The sequence below is a fragment of the Alphaproteobacteria bacterium endosymbiont of Tiliacea citrago genome (assembly GCF_964031065.1).
Classification (GTDB): Bacteria; Pseudomonadota; Alphaproteobacteria; order CAJXXZ01; family DAHXLG01.
On sequence record NZ_OZ034995.1, the window covers coordinates 261039 to 278067 of the forward strand.

A 17029-nucleotide genomic window follows, 5' to 3' on the forward strand; every position below is an offset into this window, starting at 1 on the left:
TCGTGCTATTTGTATATATGATTTTTACACTTTTTTAACTATGTTTGCGCACCAAAAATTTCTTTTATCTGGTATAACAATTTTTTGAAAGTTTATTTTATGTTCTTTGCAGTATTGCTCAACTAATAAGTTAATATTTTCTTTTGAAACTGAATTTAAAACTTCAATCACATCTATTTTTTTTCCATTTAAACTTAAAACTAAATTAATTTTTTCTGCTGTATAATTCACTTTTTCAAAAGATTTTGGCCAATTTTCTAAAATAATAGATGGTTTTTCTTTTATGTTTTGTTGGTATAAAAATTCAGCTAAGTGAGGTGCAAACGCTGAAATAATTATTATTATTTTTTTATATAAATTTGCACTTATAACATCATTTAATGAGTTAATAAATATTATGTAAGCTGAAATTGCTGTGTTAAAACGTAAATTTATTATGTCTTCTTCAATTTTGTTTAGCGTATTATTAAAATCATATTTAGTTTTTTCAGTATCTTTAATTTTGTTATCAAATTTTAGTGCATAAACTTTATCTAAAAGCCTTACCATTCCTTTTATTGCTGAATAATCCCATGGTTTAGATTGATCAAGTGGCCCTAAATACATCATGAATAGTCTTAATCCATCTATGCTATATTGATTACAAATTTCTTCAGGTGTTACTCCATTTTTGTATCTTTTTCCAATTTTACCAATTGTTTCTGTTAGCTTTTCTTCTGTGCTTTTTGAAAAATATTCGTTTCCAATTTTTTTTACATCATTATAACTAAAATAGGTTCCATTTTCGTTTGAATATGCTGGACCTAAAATCATTCCTTGATTAAACAAACGTTGAAATGGTTCTTTTGAGTTCAGTATTCCTAAATCGTGCAAACAAATATGCCAAAATCTAGCATATAATAAATGGAGCACTGCGTGTTCTGCGCCTCCTAAATATAAATCTACGGAACCAATTTTTTTCGGTGTTTCCCAGTAATTTTTTGCATCTTCTCCAATAAAAGCATCTTTGTTTTTATTATCCATATATCTTAAATAATACCAACAAGATCCTGCCCAATTTGGCATTGTGTTTGTTTCTCTTGTTCCTTTGTGAATTTTTGATCCATTTGCTTCGGCATCTTCTTTTATAATTTTAGCTGTGTAGTTATCAAGTTTTATAAATTTTATATTTTTCCATTCTTTACAATCATCTAAAGGTTTGAAAACTTCATCACTTTCTGATTCTGTTTTTATTTTATCTGTGTAAGGTAATTCAACTGGAAGCTGTGATTCATCTATTGCATAAGGGTTTCCTGCTTCATCTAACACGATAGGAAATGGTTCTCCCCAATATCTTTGTCTACTAAATACCCAATCTCTTAGTTTCATATACTTGTTTTTTTTGATAAACATATTTGTTTCTAAAAAATTAATTTCTTCTTCTGTGGTGTTTCCATTTATCATTTTGTTTTTTTCACAAAAAGCAGGATATTGATTTGGATTTTTGAGGTATTGTATATAATTTATATTGTTTTTAGATAAATATTGATCGTTTGGTTGAACTACAGCTATAATTTTCAAATTATTTTCTTGTGCAAAGTTAATATCACGTTCATCATGAGCTGGAACCCCCATAACGGCACTTGTTCCATATGAAAGTACGTAATCTGCTATATATAACGGGATTGTTTCATTTTTTATTGGGTGTTTAACTAAAATATTTGTTAAAATTCCAGGAAACTCATCTCCTTCTGGAAGTTTTCCATCGTAAAAATATTTTATATCTGGGTGTTTTTTTGAAATAGCACAATAGGTTACTCCACCTAATGTATCTAATCTTGTTGTATAGGCTTTTATTGTTTTTCCATTGCTGCATTCAAATGTTACTTCGTGGCCGTAAGAAAGACTTATCCAATTTTTTTGCATTTCTTTTACACTAACAGGCCAATCTAATTCATCTAAGTTTTCAACTAATCTTTCTGCTAATTTTGTTATTCTAAACATCCATTGTTTTAAAGGTTTTTTGATAACTGGGTGAGAACCTCTTTCGCTTAATCCACCAATAACTTCTTCATTTGATAAAACGGTTCCAAGCTTGGGGCACCAATTTACTTCAACTTCGTCTAAATAAGCGAGCCTTGAATCTTTTATTAACTCATATATTTCATCTTCGTTTTTGCCTTGTCTTTTAAGTTTTTCAATCAAATTTTGAATTGGTTTTACTTGATTTAAGTTTTCATCAAAATATGAGTTATATAGTTTTAAAAAAATATATTGAGTCCACTTATAATAATCAGCATCTGTTGTGTTAAAAGTTCTATTTTCATCTAGGCTTAAACCTAAGGTTTTTAACTGAGCTTTTATGTTATCTATATTTTTATAAGTAATAATACTAGGGTGTTGTTTGTTTTCTATTGCAAACTGTTCTGCGGGCAAACCAAAAGCATCGTATCCCATCGCGTGTAAAACATTTTTTCCTTTTAATCTATAAAATCTAGAAAAAATATCTGTAGCTATATATCCAAGAGTATGGCCAACGTGAAGACCAACACCACTTGGGTAAGGGAAAAAGTCTAAAACAACCATTTTTTCTTTTTTTTTATCGATTTTTGCACTATAAACATCAAGTTTATCCCAAAGTTTTTTTGATATAGTTTCAATTTTTTTAAAATTCTCATTGTAAGACATGATATATTAATATTACTTTCTAACTAAAACTATGCAATGATGAAATAATGTTTATTTTTTCTATTTTTTTATATAATTGAAACTGTATTATGAAAAATTTTTCTTTTCAGCCAATAGTAAAGCTTCTTAGTTTGCTACCAAGTATTGGTCCTAAAAGCGCTAGAAGAATCGCTATTACTTTAGCAAAAGAAAAAAAAATAACAACTTCTTTTATTCAACAATTAACTTTAATTAATGAAAACGTTAAATCTTGCAAAATTTGTAATAATTTGAGTTTTTTTCAACACTGTGAAATTTGCGAAGATTCTTTAAGAGATAAAAATCAAATCTGTGTGGTTTCAGATATATCTAATTTATGGGCAATAGAGAATATAGGCGTATATGAGGGGGTGTTTCATGTTTTAGAATCATCTAATATTCTTGAAGAAAATCAATATATTGAAAATGAATTAAAAAAAAGAATAACAGATGATCATCAAGAATTTATTTTAGCTTTAAACCCGACAATAGAAGGACAAGCTACTATTCATTATATAAAATCGATTTTAAAAGAATTTCACAACGTAACAGTAACAAGTCTTTCTTTGGGAATTCCCATTGGTTCTGATTTAGATTATTTAGATTCAGGCACAATAACAATAGCTTTAGAATCTAGAAAGGAATTATGATGAAATTTGGTTTTTTTCAATCTCTTGCTCAAAAAGAAGAAAAAAAAACTTTAAATTGCAAGGGGTTTTTTATAAAAAGTAAGTCTTTTCATTGTAAATATTTAAAACAAAAGGAAAATAAAGCTATTTTTATTATTAAAAAAAAAATTGGCAATTCTCCAACGAGAAACAGAATAAAAAGACAAATTAGGGCTATTTTAAGCAAAAAACAATTAAATAATGCAATTCATATTATGATAATTCTGAAAAAAGAATTTTTATTAACGAACTTTCAGCAATTGGTTGAAGAGTTTGATTTTGTTTTTAATCAAATTGAAAAAAAAATAAAACATTAATTCCAAATTATCACATAAAATGATAACCTTTGTTTATGTTTAAAGCAAAATTATTAAGTTTGTTTTCTGTTTTAGGGATATTTTTTTTAACTGAAAACTTAAACTTAGAACAAGAACAAGAAGTTATTCCATCTATAATAAAACTCGAAAAAAAAGGGGGAATCATAAAATTAAATGATCAAGAAGTTTTTGTAGAGTTTTTTGGATATGAAGATGTTCCTAACAAAGAAACAGTTTGGACTAAAAAGATCAAAGATGGATTCGAAATGTTAGAATACAAATCTAAGAAAAACAACGTTACTTATCAACTAAAAATTAATCGAAAAAACCCACTTCAGCCACTTTTAGATGTTGCTGTGTTTAGTAATGTTAAAATTAATTTAAGACATTCTGTAATCTTTAAAAATATTTCTCAAAATAAAAAAAGCCAAATAATTACAAACTTGTCAAATTTAAAAATTGATGAAATTTTATCAAAAGTAAATTCTTTTTCTATCTCGGACAAAGTAGGCTGGCTAGCTTTTGTTTCAGAAAACAATGTGTTAGCTGTTAAAATTAACAATGAGAAAATAGAAATAACAAAAGATTTGATGATTTTTTATAAAGAAAATTTTAATTGCTTGCAAATTAACGAAACATATCAATTGCATTCTAGTTGTAATCAATATTCTATTTTAAAAAATCAAACTTTATTTGCTAATTTAGATGATATAATAGATTTTGGATATTATCTTTATTTTTTATCTAAACCAATTTTTATTATTACAAAAAAAATTCAAGAAAAAACTAAAAATATTTTTTTAACACTTTTGCTTATTTTTATTATTTTTGGCTTGATTATATTACCTTTTTCTATTGAGTCTATTAAGATGCAAAAAACATTAGATTCAATGCAACCAGAATTAAATGCTATTAATACGATTTCTAACTTATCTTTTAATCAAAAAAATTTAATGATAAAAGAAATTCATAATAGATATGGATATTTTCAAATAACTCATTTTTTAGGCCAGATTTTGTTAATTGTTTCATTAACAATTTTTCAATCTGTTTTTGGTACTATTGAATTTGTAAATCTAATTCCTAATACGCAATTAATAAACTACTCTATTATTTTATTGGTAATGCTGACAATTGTCATATATAACGCACTTTTATTCAAAAATAATCAGATATTTATTACAATTTTATTTTCTATCTTTTTTTTAGGATATCCTAAATTGCCTTTAATTGGTTTTGTTTTTTTACATTGGTTTAATATTTTTTCTTTTTATATTTATAGTAGGGTCGTGAAATATTATGGGTAATTTAAATTTTAAAGAATTATTGGAATTTGGCAAAGAATTACAAGTTTTGAATTATAAAAAAGTTTATAATGCAAATCAATTACCTGATAACCAAAAAAAAGAAATTGTTTTTATAGGAAAATCAAATGTTGGGAAGTCTTCGTTAATAAATATTTTATTAAATTATAAAATAAACAAAGTTTCAAAAAATCCAGGATGTACAAAATGGATAGGTTTTTTAGAATTACCTAATATAAATATCATAGATTTACCTGGATATGGATACTCAAAAGTTTCTCAAGGTAGAAGAGAATTTTGGGATAGTATGTTAGATGGATATATAAAAAAAAACAGAGCTTCAATTGTGTTTATTTTAGTGGATAGCAGAAGAAATATTTGCGAAGAAGATAAAACTATTATGGAAATGTTTAAAGGTTTAAAAACTGAAATTATTTACACTAAACAAGATAAAAAGCCAGAAAACAACGGTTTTTTCGTTAGTGTTAAAACAGGCTTGGGTATTTTAGAACTTAGAAAAAAAATATTATATTTCTAGAATTTTTTAAATTTTGATTTTTGGCAGCTAAAAAGAATATAAAAAAACTAATTAAATTATTTATAAAAATATAAAATCTAAAGATGAAGTTACACATATATATTGCAATGATTTTTCATGTTTTTTCAGTAAAAAAAAATGAAGTAAGTCGAGAAGTTTTAAGAGCTAATCGGATTATTTCTTTGTATAATAACAGCAACCCATTATTGCTAAGTGGTTTAAACAAGGAGGGTTTCTTTTTCTTACGCCTTTTACAAAAAACATCTAAAACAAAAGAAGATCCGATAAAAACCAATCAACTTAGTCTTTTATCATTTATTATATATAATATTTTAACTATTCCTTTACCTATAAATGAATTTTTCAAAGTTGTTCCTAAAGGTTATTTTTCTTTTTTTTGGGGGCTTATTAATAAAGCACAAAATAGGCCTTATAAAGAAGTTTTAGATGTTAAAAATAAAGATACATACTCTCAAGAAAGTTTAAAAGAAAATTTTCTTTTCTTGCAAGTCTCTGATAAAATTTCACAAATAAGAGAAGCCTATATAAAAAAAAATATGATTAGTCTTTTTGTTCGTTTTTTATATGTTAAAACCAAAGATGAATCCTCTCAAGAAGATTTAAATAAAGAAAATTTCCTTTTCTTACAAATAGCTGATAAAATTTCAAAAATAAAAGAAGAATCTGTAAGAAAAAATGTGCTTAATGTTTTATCTAATATGATTTACGTTGTTTTAAAGAGGCTTATTTTATCAAAAAAGATATGCCAGATAGAATCTTTAGCAAATGAAGAGAAAGAAGAGTTGCCGAAATTGGCAACTGACAACACAAAAACTTCATCTTTTTTGTTCAATAAGTGCGTTAGCTCTCATAATCCTTATTCTTTTTTTTCTAGTAAAACATATAGAGTTGTTATCGATGAAGAAGGTAATATGAAAAAAATCACACACTTAAATCAAATTGGAGACCAAGAAACATTGAGCAACTCTTCAAATGATATTTCTTTTGAACAAACACCTAATGAAGCTTATCTTGAGCAAACACCTAATGAAGCTTCTTTTGAAGATGTTTCACATCTAAAAAAAAGTCTTTAAAAACAATTGTAAGCTCACTTATAATGAAATTATGAATAAAAAAATTTTGTTTTTTTGTGCTTTCAAATTAAATGCTAGTTTTTTTGATAGTCAAGGAAATTTTATGTGTCAAGAATCTAAAAATAAAGAAGACTCTTCAAATAGTTTTATAAAACCTTATTTGAATTTTGTTTTATCTACTTCAATTGTAATAAGTTGTTTCACCAATTATTTGTTTTATAATGCAATAGGTAATAAATCTGTTGAAAAAAATTTAAAAAAAACAAATCCGGATGTTGATTTATCTGAAATAAAGGCAAATATTATATGTGGATTTATTTTTAGTATAATTTTAACTTTTACGTTGATCTATATTTATTATATTTATAATGGGTACTTGTTTTAATAAGGGTCTATTTCAATCTCGATTTTTGTTTTGAATTTTTTATAGATAGGGTTTATAATTTCTTTTATTTCTAAATGATTTTTAGCTTTTACAAGAAAACGAAATTCAAATATTTTGTTTTGAAGCCCAAAAAACATTGGACCTAATATTTTTGGGTTATTAAATTGCAAAGAATCTACAAATTTTTCAAGTTTTTCTCGATTTTTTCCTTTAAATTTTAAAAATGCAGTTTTGGAAAATGGCGGCCAGTCAAATTTATATCTATCTTCTAATAAATATGAAATTACATTGTTTTTTTTAAATAGTTCTAAAAATCTATTTTCTTTCTTAAAGTTTTGAAGAATCATTTCTCCTTGGATGTCATGTCTTCCACTTCTTCCACGAATTTGTTGCCATAGCTGATAAATTTTTTCCATAGCTCTAAAATCTGTTGAAACAAGGCCCATATCTGCATCTACAACTATAACTAATGCAATATTTTTAAAATCATACCCTTGCGCTAAAATTTGTGTAGCAATGATACCATTTATTTTATTTTCATATATATTATTGAGTTGTTCAGATATATCTTCAGAGTCGCAAGTTATCACTGAAAAAACATTGTTAGGAAAAATAGAAAGTAAAAATTCATTTAATTTTTGGACTCCCAGCCCCCAAAATGACCAAGTTGTTGATTGATTACAATCTGGGCAAGTTTTTGGTAGATAATTTTTTTTGTTGCATTTGTGGCAAATTATTTTGTATCCCAAATAAAAAGTTAATGCAGATTCACAGTCTTTGCACATCAAAATATTCTTACATTTATTACAGTAACAATATGGAGAATAGCCTTTTCTATTTAAAAAAAATAAAACTTGTTGATTTTTTTCAAATGTTTTTTTTACTTTACTTAAAATTTCTGCAGATAAAATTTCATTAGCGTTTCCTTTTATATATGAAATTTTTGCTAGTCCGTGTTTTGGTTCTCTAATTAATTTAATATGGTCATATTTATTCGCTTTTATGTTGTAAATGGTCTCTAATGATGGTGTGGCGCTTAGCAATAAAGTTTGAATCTGTAAGTTTTTAGATAGTAAAATTGCCATATCTCTAGCGTTATAATAGGGATATACATCTTGTCTGTATGAGGTTGAATGCTCTTCATCTATTATTATATAATCCAAATTTGAATATGGAATCATTAGGGCTGATCTTGTTCCTATTATTATGCCAGGATCGTCTGAAATAGCCCAATTATAAAAGCTTTTCTTGAATGATTTGGAAATTTTAGAATTATAAACAAATGGTATAATATTAAAAGTTTCTTCAATTGTTTTTACCCAATTATATGCTAGGTTAATTTCTGGTACTAATATTAAAATTTTTTTTGAAAAGTCTTTAATTGATTTTAGTGCTACTATCGTTTTTCCTGATCCTGTGACGCCTTCTAATAGACATGTTTTTTTAGAATTTTTAATGAATAATACAGCTTTTTTTTGATCTTCAGATAATTTAATATCTATAGTTGTACCGATGTTTTTTATGTTTTCTTGGCAAGTGATTTTTTTTAATTCTTTAATTTTTTTTAGTGGTAATATTTTTAATATTTGATATAAAGCATAATTTTTTTCATTATATTCTAATAATATTGGATATCCTTTTTGAAATGCAATTGATGGAAAAACAAGTTCTAACACCGCTCCTATATTTAAATAGTAATATGATGCAAAATTCAAAAGATACGAAAAAAAAGTGCTTTTTAAAATAAATTTGTAAGCCTTTATAATTGTTTTATAATTTGGAATTTCAGTGGATTTTGAAATAATTACTCCAAAACATGTTTTTGTTCCAAAGCTTATTGATACTACTGTGTTTTTTTCTAAATCTTCGGAATACGCATATATATATGGTTTTGAGCAAAACGAATTCGCGGCGTAAACATTAAAAAAAAACATACTATTTCAGTATAAAAAAATATTAAAAAAGACTCAAATTAAAGAAAAACAAAAATAAAAAGTACAAACAACGCTAGAACTAAAGGATGTAGAGATATTGTGTAATTGCATAAAAGAAGCACCGGTGCGGTGCTTTCTTGGTTTAACAGAAGAAACAATTAAAGAAATGTTAGAAACAACGCGAATAACACCAAAAGAAAAACTTGCCATTTTATACAGCGGTCTCTTCTTAAATAAAAGAGATTCAATAATAAACGAGCTTGTGAAAAGCATAATTTAACAATTCAAGTTACATATGATGTTTTACTTGACAAGAGCAAAGTGACAAAAGCCAACCTTAATGATCAAAATGATCCAGATAACTTTTTTTCATTCATCTTTGGCATTCTGTTATATACCACAAGCTTTATGCTTACCAAAACCTTGAAGATAGTGTCCCTTATAAGCGGCTATTTGTGTTTACAAGCAACAATAAGGCACCACAACCTTTTTTCTCAAATTAAATCAAATGAAGATAAATATTATAGTCAGGTTTTTTTTATGGACTTGGAAAGGGCCAAAAAAGACTTTGAAATAATAAAGAACAGAAATATTAAGATTAAAATTAATCCAAAAAATTATGTTCATGAGGTTCATTTTTTGTACAATAAAATTATAATAGAAGATATAAAAAAAGAATTTGTATAGATTCTATATTGGCACATCAGGATAAAAATACAGAGACATATAGAACATTTGATACGCTAAAGCGACGTCAACGCGACTATTCCGCTACATTCGAAATACAAAACGGAGAAAAAAAATATATTCTGGATATAGCTGTGATGCAGAAATATAAAGATGATATCGAGCAAAAACTCAAGAATAATAAAATTGATAGAATCAAGGAGAAATTAAGGTTTGTTTGAAACCCATCTAACCGTTGACACATTGTCTGCCCCCCCCTAGAAACACAAAACACAATAAGAACAATAATAGAAGTAAAACTCCAAAACAACGAAAATTATAAAACAAATTTTCAAAACTTTATAAGGCTAGAAGGTGTCTTAATGCAAAAAAAAACAAGCGTGCGACTTAATCAAGCCTAAAAAAGATTATTAAAAAACTATCAAAAAAGCTTGAAAAACAACTAAAAAACTTACGATTTCGAATGTATTTTGTATATTTATAACTCTGTGGCTGATTTTGATTAATAAATAAAAAACAATCTTAAAAATCAAACTGCAAAAAATTAAAACATAGAAAAAAGCGATGTTTTTGAAGTGTATTAAAAATAAATCTTGCTAAAAAAAACGTGCCCAGAGCCGGAATCGAACCAGCGACACGAGGCTCTTCAGGCCACTGCTCTACCAACTGAGCTATCTGGGCTCTTGTCTTAGTATATCAAACCAAAAACAAAAATAACAGCTTAAAATTATGTAAATATTAAAAATTTTCAAAAAGACTTTTATGCTTGACAAACAAACAGCAATTAGAGCGTTTTGTATTTTTTTCATTGTTTAAAGAACGACTTAAAACTTTCAATTATTAAAAAAAGTTTGCTTCTATCAAAATATTTTTTTTATTTTTTTTTGGGTTTGTTAGTTTGATAAGACCTCGCAATTGCTAAGGTATCGTCTTCTACATTTTCCGTAAATGTACTTCCAGCCGCTAATAACGACCCTTCACCCACATTAATAGGTGCTATTAATGTGGTATTGCCTCCAATAAGTGAGTTGGAGCCTATTTCTGTTTTATGTTTATTTTTGCCATCATAATTACAAATTACACATCCTGCACCAATGTTTACTTTTGTACCAATTTTTGCGTCTCCTAAATAAGATAAATGCTTTGCTTTTGACTTCTTTCCAATCACAGATCTATTAACTTCTACAAAAGATCCTATTTCTGCATCCTCATGAATTTCTCCTGATTTTATATTTGAAAATGGACCAACCGTTCCGTTAATATAGCAATTTTCTAAAGAACTGAACGACCTTACTGTTCCTTTGGGGCCTATTTTTACACCAGGAAGAAATCTTGTGTAAGGCTCAATTACAGAACCTAATTCAAAAGCTGTATCGTAACTTAAATACACTCTTTTAATATCAAAAAATATTGCTTTTGATTCTAATGCTTTTTTTCGCCATTTGCTTTGAGCTATTCCTAATAGCTTGTGAAATTCAGAGATTGTATTAAAACCCAACGCTTCTTCGTGCGTTAAAATTAATGTTTTAACTTTAAAACCTTTTGTCTTTGCAATTGCAATAATTTCGGTTAAATATGTTTCCTTGTTGTTTCCTTCTGTTAATTCGTTTAATAAGTGCAAAACTTTTGGATTTAATAAAATTATACCCGTATTAACATATTTTGTTTTTTCTTTATATTGTTTGTATTCTAAAATTTTTTCAACTTCATCGTCTTTTATAAAAACCCTACCATAATATTCCATTCCTTTTGGTGTTTTCATTATTCCTAATATTATATCTGCGTTCTCTTTTTCTTCTTTAAATTTTTTCATTACTTCATGATCAACTAAGGGAGCATCTCCTGGTATTATTAAAACAGATTTTTTTTCATTAATTTGTTCATAATAACTTTGTACCGCAGCACCTGTTCCATAGGCCTCTTTTTGATATATTATTTTTGTATTTTTAGGTAAATCTTTAAATTCATTTCTTAAAACAACATATACTTCTTCTGATATTTTTTGTGCGTTTAAACAAAGCATTTTTACAATAGGAATTCCCCAAAAGTTAACTGAAATTTTTGAATTATTAGAAAAAAAACGACTTCCTAATCCTCCAGCTAATATGAGCACATTCATTCGAATTATTATATAAAACTTTCAACTATAACAAAAGAGCCTTGGTTTTTAATTAAAATTTTTCTTTTTTTGTTTTAATAAAATTTGGGAATTTGTTTAATTCGTTTTGTTTTATTAAATCTTTTTTTGAAATCATAAAATTTTCAAGATTTTGTTTTATTTTCGAAGGAAATTTTTGGCTAAGAGAACATAGTTTTTCTGGGCTAGAAAAAAAATTTAAATTTGACTTAAAAAAATTTTTTAATAATTTTTGATCTAACAACTGATTATTGTAAAAATCAGATAAAAGATCGTTTAAATAAAAATAATCTAAATAGCCATATTTTGTTACTGAAAGATATTTTTTAATCATGATTTGTGTAAGCAAAAAATCTTTGTAAATCGTATTTAAAAACTCAATATTAAGATTATTTTCGTTGTCAAGAACATTATGTGTTTTTAAAATTTGAGTAATTTGATCAACGGTTCTTGAAGTGTCTTGATCCCAAAGCTCTTTTAAAATTATATTAAAATCATTTTGAACATAATAATTTAACATATATTTATCGGTTAATGTTTGAATGACTCGGTTAATATAAATGAATTTCTCTTGTTTTATTTTATATTCTTGTAAATCAATTTTATCCAAGTCTTTTAAAATTGAAAAAAAACAAAAAGATTTTGTGGTTAAAGGAGAAAAATATTGAGAATATTTTTTAATTTTCAGAAAATATTTTTCCTGTTCGGTATAGTTTATAACTTTATATTCAGTTGCTTGCAAACTGGGAGCTGGCGTTTCAATAGCTTTTAAAATTGTGCCTAATACGATAAAAGAGTGTTTTTTAAAAATTTTTGTCATGCTTTTAATTAAAGCATATTTGAAGTGCCCTTGTAAATTTTATTTTTACAACAAGAAACTTATATTATAGGTATATCTAAAATTTTAATAATACTATTTTTTGAATATAATATAATTTGATATGAGAATTTTAGGAATTGAATCGAGTTGTGATGATACAGGTATTGCTGTTATTGAGAATAACAAAATTTTAGAAAACATTGTTTTAAAACAAGATCATAAACACGGAGTAATTCCTGAATATGCAGCAAGACAACATCACGTTGCTATTTTTGAAGGAGTTAAATCTGTTTTTAAAAACATTGATTTAATTGCTTATACTAATGGCCCTGGTTTGATTGGTAGTTTGTTTGTGGGATCCTCATTTGCGAAAGGTTTAGCTTATGGCTCAAACATTCCTTTTATTGGTATTAATCACTTAGAAGGCCATTTTTTTCTTCCTTATTGGTTATATCATTTTGATTTACCTTTTTTAGCTTTATTAATTTCTGGAGGACATTCTCTTTTGATTGAAGTTTATGATGTTGATAAGTACAAAATTATTTCGAGAAGTTTAGACGATGCTGTTGGTGAAGTTTTTGATAAAGTAGCTAGGCACCTTGGTTTTGATTATCCTGGTGGTGTTCATATTGAAAAAGCTGCTTTAAATGCCTCTCATTTGTTTGAATTTTCTTTTCCAAACTCCATGATAGACAGAGATGAATTTTCTTTTTCTGGTTTAAAAACAGCAGCTATTCGACAAATTTCAATTAATGATTCAGATGAAAAAAAAGCAGATTTTTGTGATCAGTTTCAAAAACACGTTGCTTATTTGTTAATTGAAAAAATTGCAAAATTTTATTTAAAAAATCAAATTAAAAATTGGGTAATATCGGGTGGAGTTGCTTCAAACAAAGTGATTAGAAGTCTAATTGAAGAAAAAGCTTCAATGTTTGGTGCTTTTGTTTATTATCCTCCAGTTGAATTGTGCACAGATAACGGGGTCATGATTGCAGCTGTAGCAGATTTGTTTTTTCAAAAAGGGTTTTTTGTCTCTAGTCAGTATAACTTAAAACCATTTTGTTCGGCCTTTTGAAATTAAATTGCGTTTTTTAAATGAAAATTGTGACGGTCACCTAAATGAAAGTTTGGTGGACGTTTTACTCCAACTTTGTAACAGTTCTATTTTTAATTTTTGCATAATTTATATTTTTTTGAATAATTTTAAGCTGTTATTTTTGTTTTTGGTTTGATATATTAAGACAAGAGCCCAGATAGCTCAGTTGGTAGAGCAGTGGCCTGAAGAGCCTCGTGTCGCTGGTTCGATTCCGGCTCTGGGCACGTTTTTTTTAGCAAGATTTATTTTTAATTTATAATTTAATTCAAAAAAAATGTTTGCTAGCCTTATATCTTCTATAAAGGAACGAAAAAGATTGTAATTTTCGTTTTTTTTGACACATCTAGGCCTTCTATTTACTATAGAAAACCAAAAATTAATGAAAAATTTATCTGGGTTTGTATATTCAATAAGAGCTTCTTTCGAGCAAGAGCCACAATCATCCCCAAGATCTTCTTCCTAATCTTCCGAACAAGAGCTAATCTATTTTCTTGGGGTAAAGAGACTCTCACAAGCTCGTTGATTATTGAGTATCTTTGCATTAAAAAAAGTGTATTAATAGATAACAGCAAATTTTTCTTGTGGCGTTATTTCCATTCTTTCTAACTCTTTTTTAACTCTCTTTTTTTCTAAGCCAATAAAGCATTGCACTGGTGTTTTTTCTGTGTAACGACATAATATCTCTAGATCCTTTGGTTCTAGAGTTGTTTGTATTTTTATTAAAAAGCAGAAAATAAAAAAGTATTTCATATGATTCTAGAATACAATCATTTCTTCTTTTTGTCAAAATGGGGTTTTTATTTTTAAATTGTTTTTTTTTCTTTTTTCTGTTACCATTCATGTAATATTTTAAGCTTAAATCAATATTACATTGTTTTTCTTTAATTTGGTTTTTTGCTTTTTTATTTAGGAGAATGGGTATGGCATATCAAGATGGTGCTATCCAGAAGGCTAGCAAAGATATTAATGAGCTAAACAGCTTGTTAAAGGATGCTGGCGTTGTGCTGGATGATGATAAAAAAAAGAAGGTGAATGTTTTTGAAGATGGCGTGTTGAAAATGGTTCCTTTAGCTGGCGCTGAAGAAATTGGTATGAATATGACTGTTTATTTTTATCAAAAAAACAATGAACGGTTTGCTATTCTTGTTGATTGTGGTGTTACTTTTGAAGAGTTGCCTGGTGCTAGTGTTTCTATGCCAAATTTAAGCGTTTTAAAAGATTTAGGTATTAAAATTAATGCTATTGTTATAACTCATGGACATGAGGATCATATTGGGGCTCTTCCTTATCTTTATGATCATTTGCAGGTTCCTATTTACGCAACTTCTTTTACTGCTGAATTAATCAAAAAAAAGATGGATTATATTCGTAAGAAAAATTATAAGGTTGAAAGAGTTGTTGCTGGAGAAACTAGAGAACTTGGTCCTTTTAAAATTCAATGGATTAATGCTACTCACTCAATTCCTGATAATACAATGTTAGCTATAGAAGTTGATGGTATTAGAGTTCTGCATACTGGAGATTGGAAGGATGATCCTTCTCCTTTGGTTGGAAGACCCACTGATTTTAAATCTATTCAGGCTTTTTCTTCACATGGTGTTCAAGCTTTAGTTTCAGATTCTACTAATATTCATCAGGATAATCCTGCTGTTTCTGAGCTTACTGTTGCAAAATCTTTGAAAGATCTTGTTTTGAGTTCAAAAAAAGGACGCTTTGTTTTAACTTGTTTTGCTTCAAACGTTTCAAGAATTCAAGGTTGTTTTGAGGCTGCTAGGGCTGCTGGAAGAAAAATTTTGGTGCTTGGTACTTCTTTGAAAAAGTCTGTTGAAATTTCTGCTAATTTAAATTATATCAAAGATGATCTTTTGGTTTCAGATGAAGAGGCTAATTCAATTGCTCCTGAAAATTTAATGATTATTTCAACTGGATCTCAAGCTGAAGAAAACTCTGCTTTATGGAAGATGGCTAATGAAATGAGGTCTGCTGGAAGTATTTTAGAAAAAAATGATACTTTAGTTTTCTCTGCAAGAGTTATTGATGGTAGACAGAAAGCAGTTAGAAAAATTATTAATAAATTGGTTGAAAAAGGGGTTAAAATTATTCATCCTTGGAATTCAGAATCTTGTATTCACGCTTCTGGTCATCCATCAAAACCTGATGTTGCAAAATTATTAGATATTGTTAAGCCAGCTTGTGTTATTCCTGTGCACTGTGAAGCTGAGCATCGTGTTTCTCATATTGCTTTTGCTAAATCAAAAGGATTTGCTACTTTTAATTTAAGAAATGGTGTTATCATTTCTATTACAAAAAAAGGTGTTTTTAAATTTGGAGCTGTAGAAACAAAAAAACTTGTTGTTGATGGTTCAAGATTGGTTGATGAAACTAGTGAAGTTTTTCTTAAAAGATCAGAATTAAATTCATCTGGTATGGTTGCTGTTTCTGTTGGTTTGAGGGGTAAGGTTTTAATTTCTATGCTTTCTAATATTGGTGTTTTTGATGATAAACATGATGTTAAGAATAAGGATACTTTAAATAAACATCTCAAAATTGAATTAGATAGGCTTTTAAAATCATGTTCTATTAATGATTTTTTAAAAAAAGGTGCTCATAAAAATTTAATGGAAGTTCGCAAAAAAATTATATATATGGTTAAAAAGTTTGTTTGGAATCATATCAAAAAAAATCCTATTGTGAACGTACAAATTTTAGCTTAATTTATTTATGTTTTGATAGTAATAATTAAGTTGAAAAAGGCCTTCATCTTTTTCGTTTATCGTTTTTATTTTTGATTCAGGATGTTTGCTTAATATTTTTTCAACTATTATAGGAGAAGGTGGTAGTAATACTATTTTTGCGCAATCTATATCATTAATTTGATTGTTTTTTTCAATAATTAATGCAATTTTGTTTTCAAGTTTTGTTTCATTTAAAATTTTATCTGCATATACTAAAAATATATCGAAATTTTCCTTATCAAAATTTTCAGTAATTTCTTTTGCTTTTTCTGTGTTGTTTGTCCATATTTTTTTATTTGTTGCTTTTAAAAAATCTTGTGCAATTTGAGCTGAAGTAATCACCTCTTTAACTTTTTGATTTGTAAAGTTTGTTTTATAGGTTTCTTTAAACAAAATCACAAGTGCTTTTTCAAAAAAATTTGATTTATCTTCAATTTGATTTAACGTTTTTTCAGAAATTAAAAAAATATTTTTCATATGCTTAAAATTATAAAAAAGGATAACAAGAATCAACAAGGTTTTTGTATTCGTTTTGTAAATTTTCGTAATATGTTGTGTGAGAAATGTAATTTTTTCTATTAAACTATTTTTTTCAATTGTTTCGATTATAAAATTCATATTGTGGATTT

Annotated in this window: 16 protein-coding genes and 2 tRNA genes; 10 read left to right on the forward strand and 8 right to left on the reverse strand. The window is 27.0% G+C overall.

All coding sequences use genetic code 11. The features are described from left to right. Nucleotides 1-24: 24 nt before the first annotated feature. The gene (gene leuS / locus AAHM83_RS01395) at nt 25-2667 is read right to left on the reverse strand and encodes a leucine--tRNA ligase (protein WP_342262232.1); all 2643 of its coding nucleotides are present in this window, start codon (nt 2665-2667) and stop codon (nt 25-27) included. An 89-nt stretch (nt 2668-2756) separates the two neighbouring features. Between leuS and AAHM83_RS01400 the strand changes: the two genes are divergently transcribed. The 6 genes from AAHM83_RS01400 (at nt 2757) to AAHM83_RS01425 (ending at nt 6991) form a co-directional block, all read left to right on the forward strand. Next, nucleotides 2757-3335 carry a recombination mediator RecR gene (locus tag AAHM83_RS01400; RefSeq protein WP_342261713.1) on the forward strand — a complete coding sequence of 193 codons (579 nt, stop codon included), beginning with the start codon at nt 2757-2759 and terminating at the stop codon, nt 3333-3335. Then, nucleotides 3335-3670 carry a ribonuclease P protein component gene (locus tag AAHM83_RS01405; RefSeq protein WP_342261714.1) on the forward strand — a complete coding sequence of 112 codons (336 nt, stop codon included), beginning with the start codon at nt 3335-3337 and terminating at the stop codon, nt 3668-3670. Before AAHM83_RS01400 ends, AAHM83_RS01405 begins: the two co-directional genes overlap by 1 nt. Before the next feature lie 35 nt (nt 3671-3705). After that, nucleotides 3706-4977, forward strand: coding sequence for a hypothetical protein (locus AAHM83_RS01410; protein ID WP_342261715.1), 1272 nt, complete (start codon nt 3706-3708; stop codon nt 4975-4977). Next, the gene (yihA, locus tag AAHM83_RS01415) at nt 4970-5512 is read left to right on the forward strand and encodes a ribosome biogenesis GTP-binding protein YihA/YsxC (RefSeq protein ID WP_342261716.1); all 543 of its coding nucleotides are present in this window, start codon (nt 4970-4972) and stop codon (nt 5510-5512) included. Before AAHM83_RS01410 ends, yihA begins: the two co-directional genes overlap by 8 nt. Nucleotides 5513-5595: 83 nt before the next feature. Beyond that, on the forward strand, nt 5596-6606 hold the full coding sequence (locus AAHM83_RS01420; protein ID WP_342261717.1) for a hypothetical protein: 1011 nt from the start codon (nt 5596-5598) through the stop codon (nt 6604-6606). A gap of 31 nt (nt 6607-6637) precedes the next feature. Beyond that, nucleotides 6638-6991 carry a hypothetical protein gene (locus AAHM83_RS01425; RefSeq protein ID WP_342261718.1) on the forward strand — a complete coding sequence of 118 codons (354 nt, stop codon included), beginning with the start codon at nt 6638-6640 and terminating at the stop codon, nt 6989-6991. Here the strand turns inward: AAHM83_RS01425 and priA are convergent. Then, entirely contained in the window at nt 6988-8925 is a 1938-nt protein-coding gene (gene priA / locus AAHM83_RS01430; RefSeq protein ID WP_342261719.1) for a replication restart helicase PriA, read from the reverse strand. The genes AAHM83_RS01425 and priA overlap by 4 nt on opposite strands. A gap of 33 nt (nt 8926-8958) precedes the next feature. Further along, nucleotides 8959-9135, reverse strand: coding sequence for a hypothetical protein (locus AAHM83_RS01435; protein WP_342261720.1), 177 nt, complete (start codon nt 9133-9135; stop codon nt 8959-8961). A gap of 222 nt (nt 9136-9357) precedes the next feature. Between AAHM83_RS01435 and AAHM83_RS01440 the strand changes: the two genes are divergently transcribed. After that, nucleotides 9358-9612 carry a hypothetical protein gene (locus tag AAHM83_RS01440; RefSeq protein WP_342261721.1) on the forward strand — a complete coding sequence of 85 codons (255 nt, stop codon included), beginning with the start codon at nt 9358-9360 and terminating at the stop codon, nt 9610-9612. A gap of 608 nt (nt 9613-10220) precedes the next feature. Here AAHM83_RS01440 and AAHM83_RS01445 read toward each other — a convergent pair. The 3 genes from AAHM83_RS01445 to AAHM83_RS01455 all read right to left on the reverse strand — a co-directional run bounded on the left by AAHM83_RS01445 (nt 10221) and on the right by AAHM83_RS01455 (nt 12569). Continuing rightward, nucleotides 10221-10293, reverse strand: a tRNA-Phe gene (locus AAHM83_RS01445). A gap of 193 nt (nt 10294-10486) precedes the next feature. Beyond that, nucleotides 10487-11731: an NTP transferase domain-containing protein gene (locus AAHM83_RS01450; RefSeq protein ID WP_342261722.1), complete on the reverse strand. Its 1245-nt coding sequence runs from the start codon at nt 11729-11731 to the stop codon at nt 10487-10489. Between the two features lie 52 nt (nt 11732-11783). Continuing rightward, entirely contained in the window at nt 11784-12569 is a 786-nt protein-coding gene (locus AAHM83_RS01455; RefSeq protein WP_342261723.1) for a hypothetical protein, read from the reverse strand. Between the two features lie 121 nt (nt 12570-12690). Here AAHM83_RS01455 and tsaD point away from each other — a divergent pair, with 121 nt between their 5' ends. Together tsaD and AAHM83_RS01465 are read left to right on the forward strand one after the other, a co-directional pair. Further along, entirely contained in the window at nt 12691-13644 is a 954-nt protein-coding gene (gene tsaD / locus AAHM83_RS01460) for a tRNA (adenosine(37)-N6)-threonylcarbamoyltransferase complex transferase subunit TsaD (RefSeq protein WP_342261724.1), read from the forward strand. A gap of 172 nt (nt 13645-13816) precedes the next feature. Continuing rightward, nucleotides 13817-13889 (forward strand) — tRNA-Phe (locus AAHM83_RS01465). Between the two features lie 331 nt (nt 13890-14220). Here the strand turns inward: AAHM83_RS01465 and AAHM83_RS01470 are convergent. Next, nucleotides 14221-14415, reverse strand: coding sequence for a hypothetical protein (locus AAHM83_RS01470; RefSeq protein ID WP_342261725.1), 195 nt, complete (start codon nt 14413-14415; stop codon nt 14221-14223). Nucleotides 14416-14585: 170 nt separating this feature from the next. Between AAHM83_RS01470 and AAHM83_RS01475 the strand changes: the two genes are divergently transcribed. Then, nucleotides 14586-16379, forward strand: coding sequence for a ribonuclease J (locus tag AAHM83_RS01475; protein ID WP_342261726.1), 1794 nt, complete (start codon nt 14586-14588; stop codon nt 16377-16379). Here AAHM83_RS01475 and AAHM83_RS01480 read toward each other — a convergent pair. After that, nucleotides 16371-16877, reverse strand: a complete 507-nt coding sequence (locus tag AAHM83_RS01480; protein ID WP_342261727.1) for a hypothetical protein — start codon at nt 16875-16877, stop codon at nt 16371-16373. The two genes, AAHM83_RS01475 and AAHM83_RS01480, sit on opposite strands and share 9 nt — an antisense overlap. Nucleotides 16878-17029 lie beyond the last annotated feature (152 nt).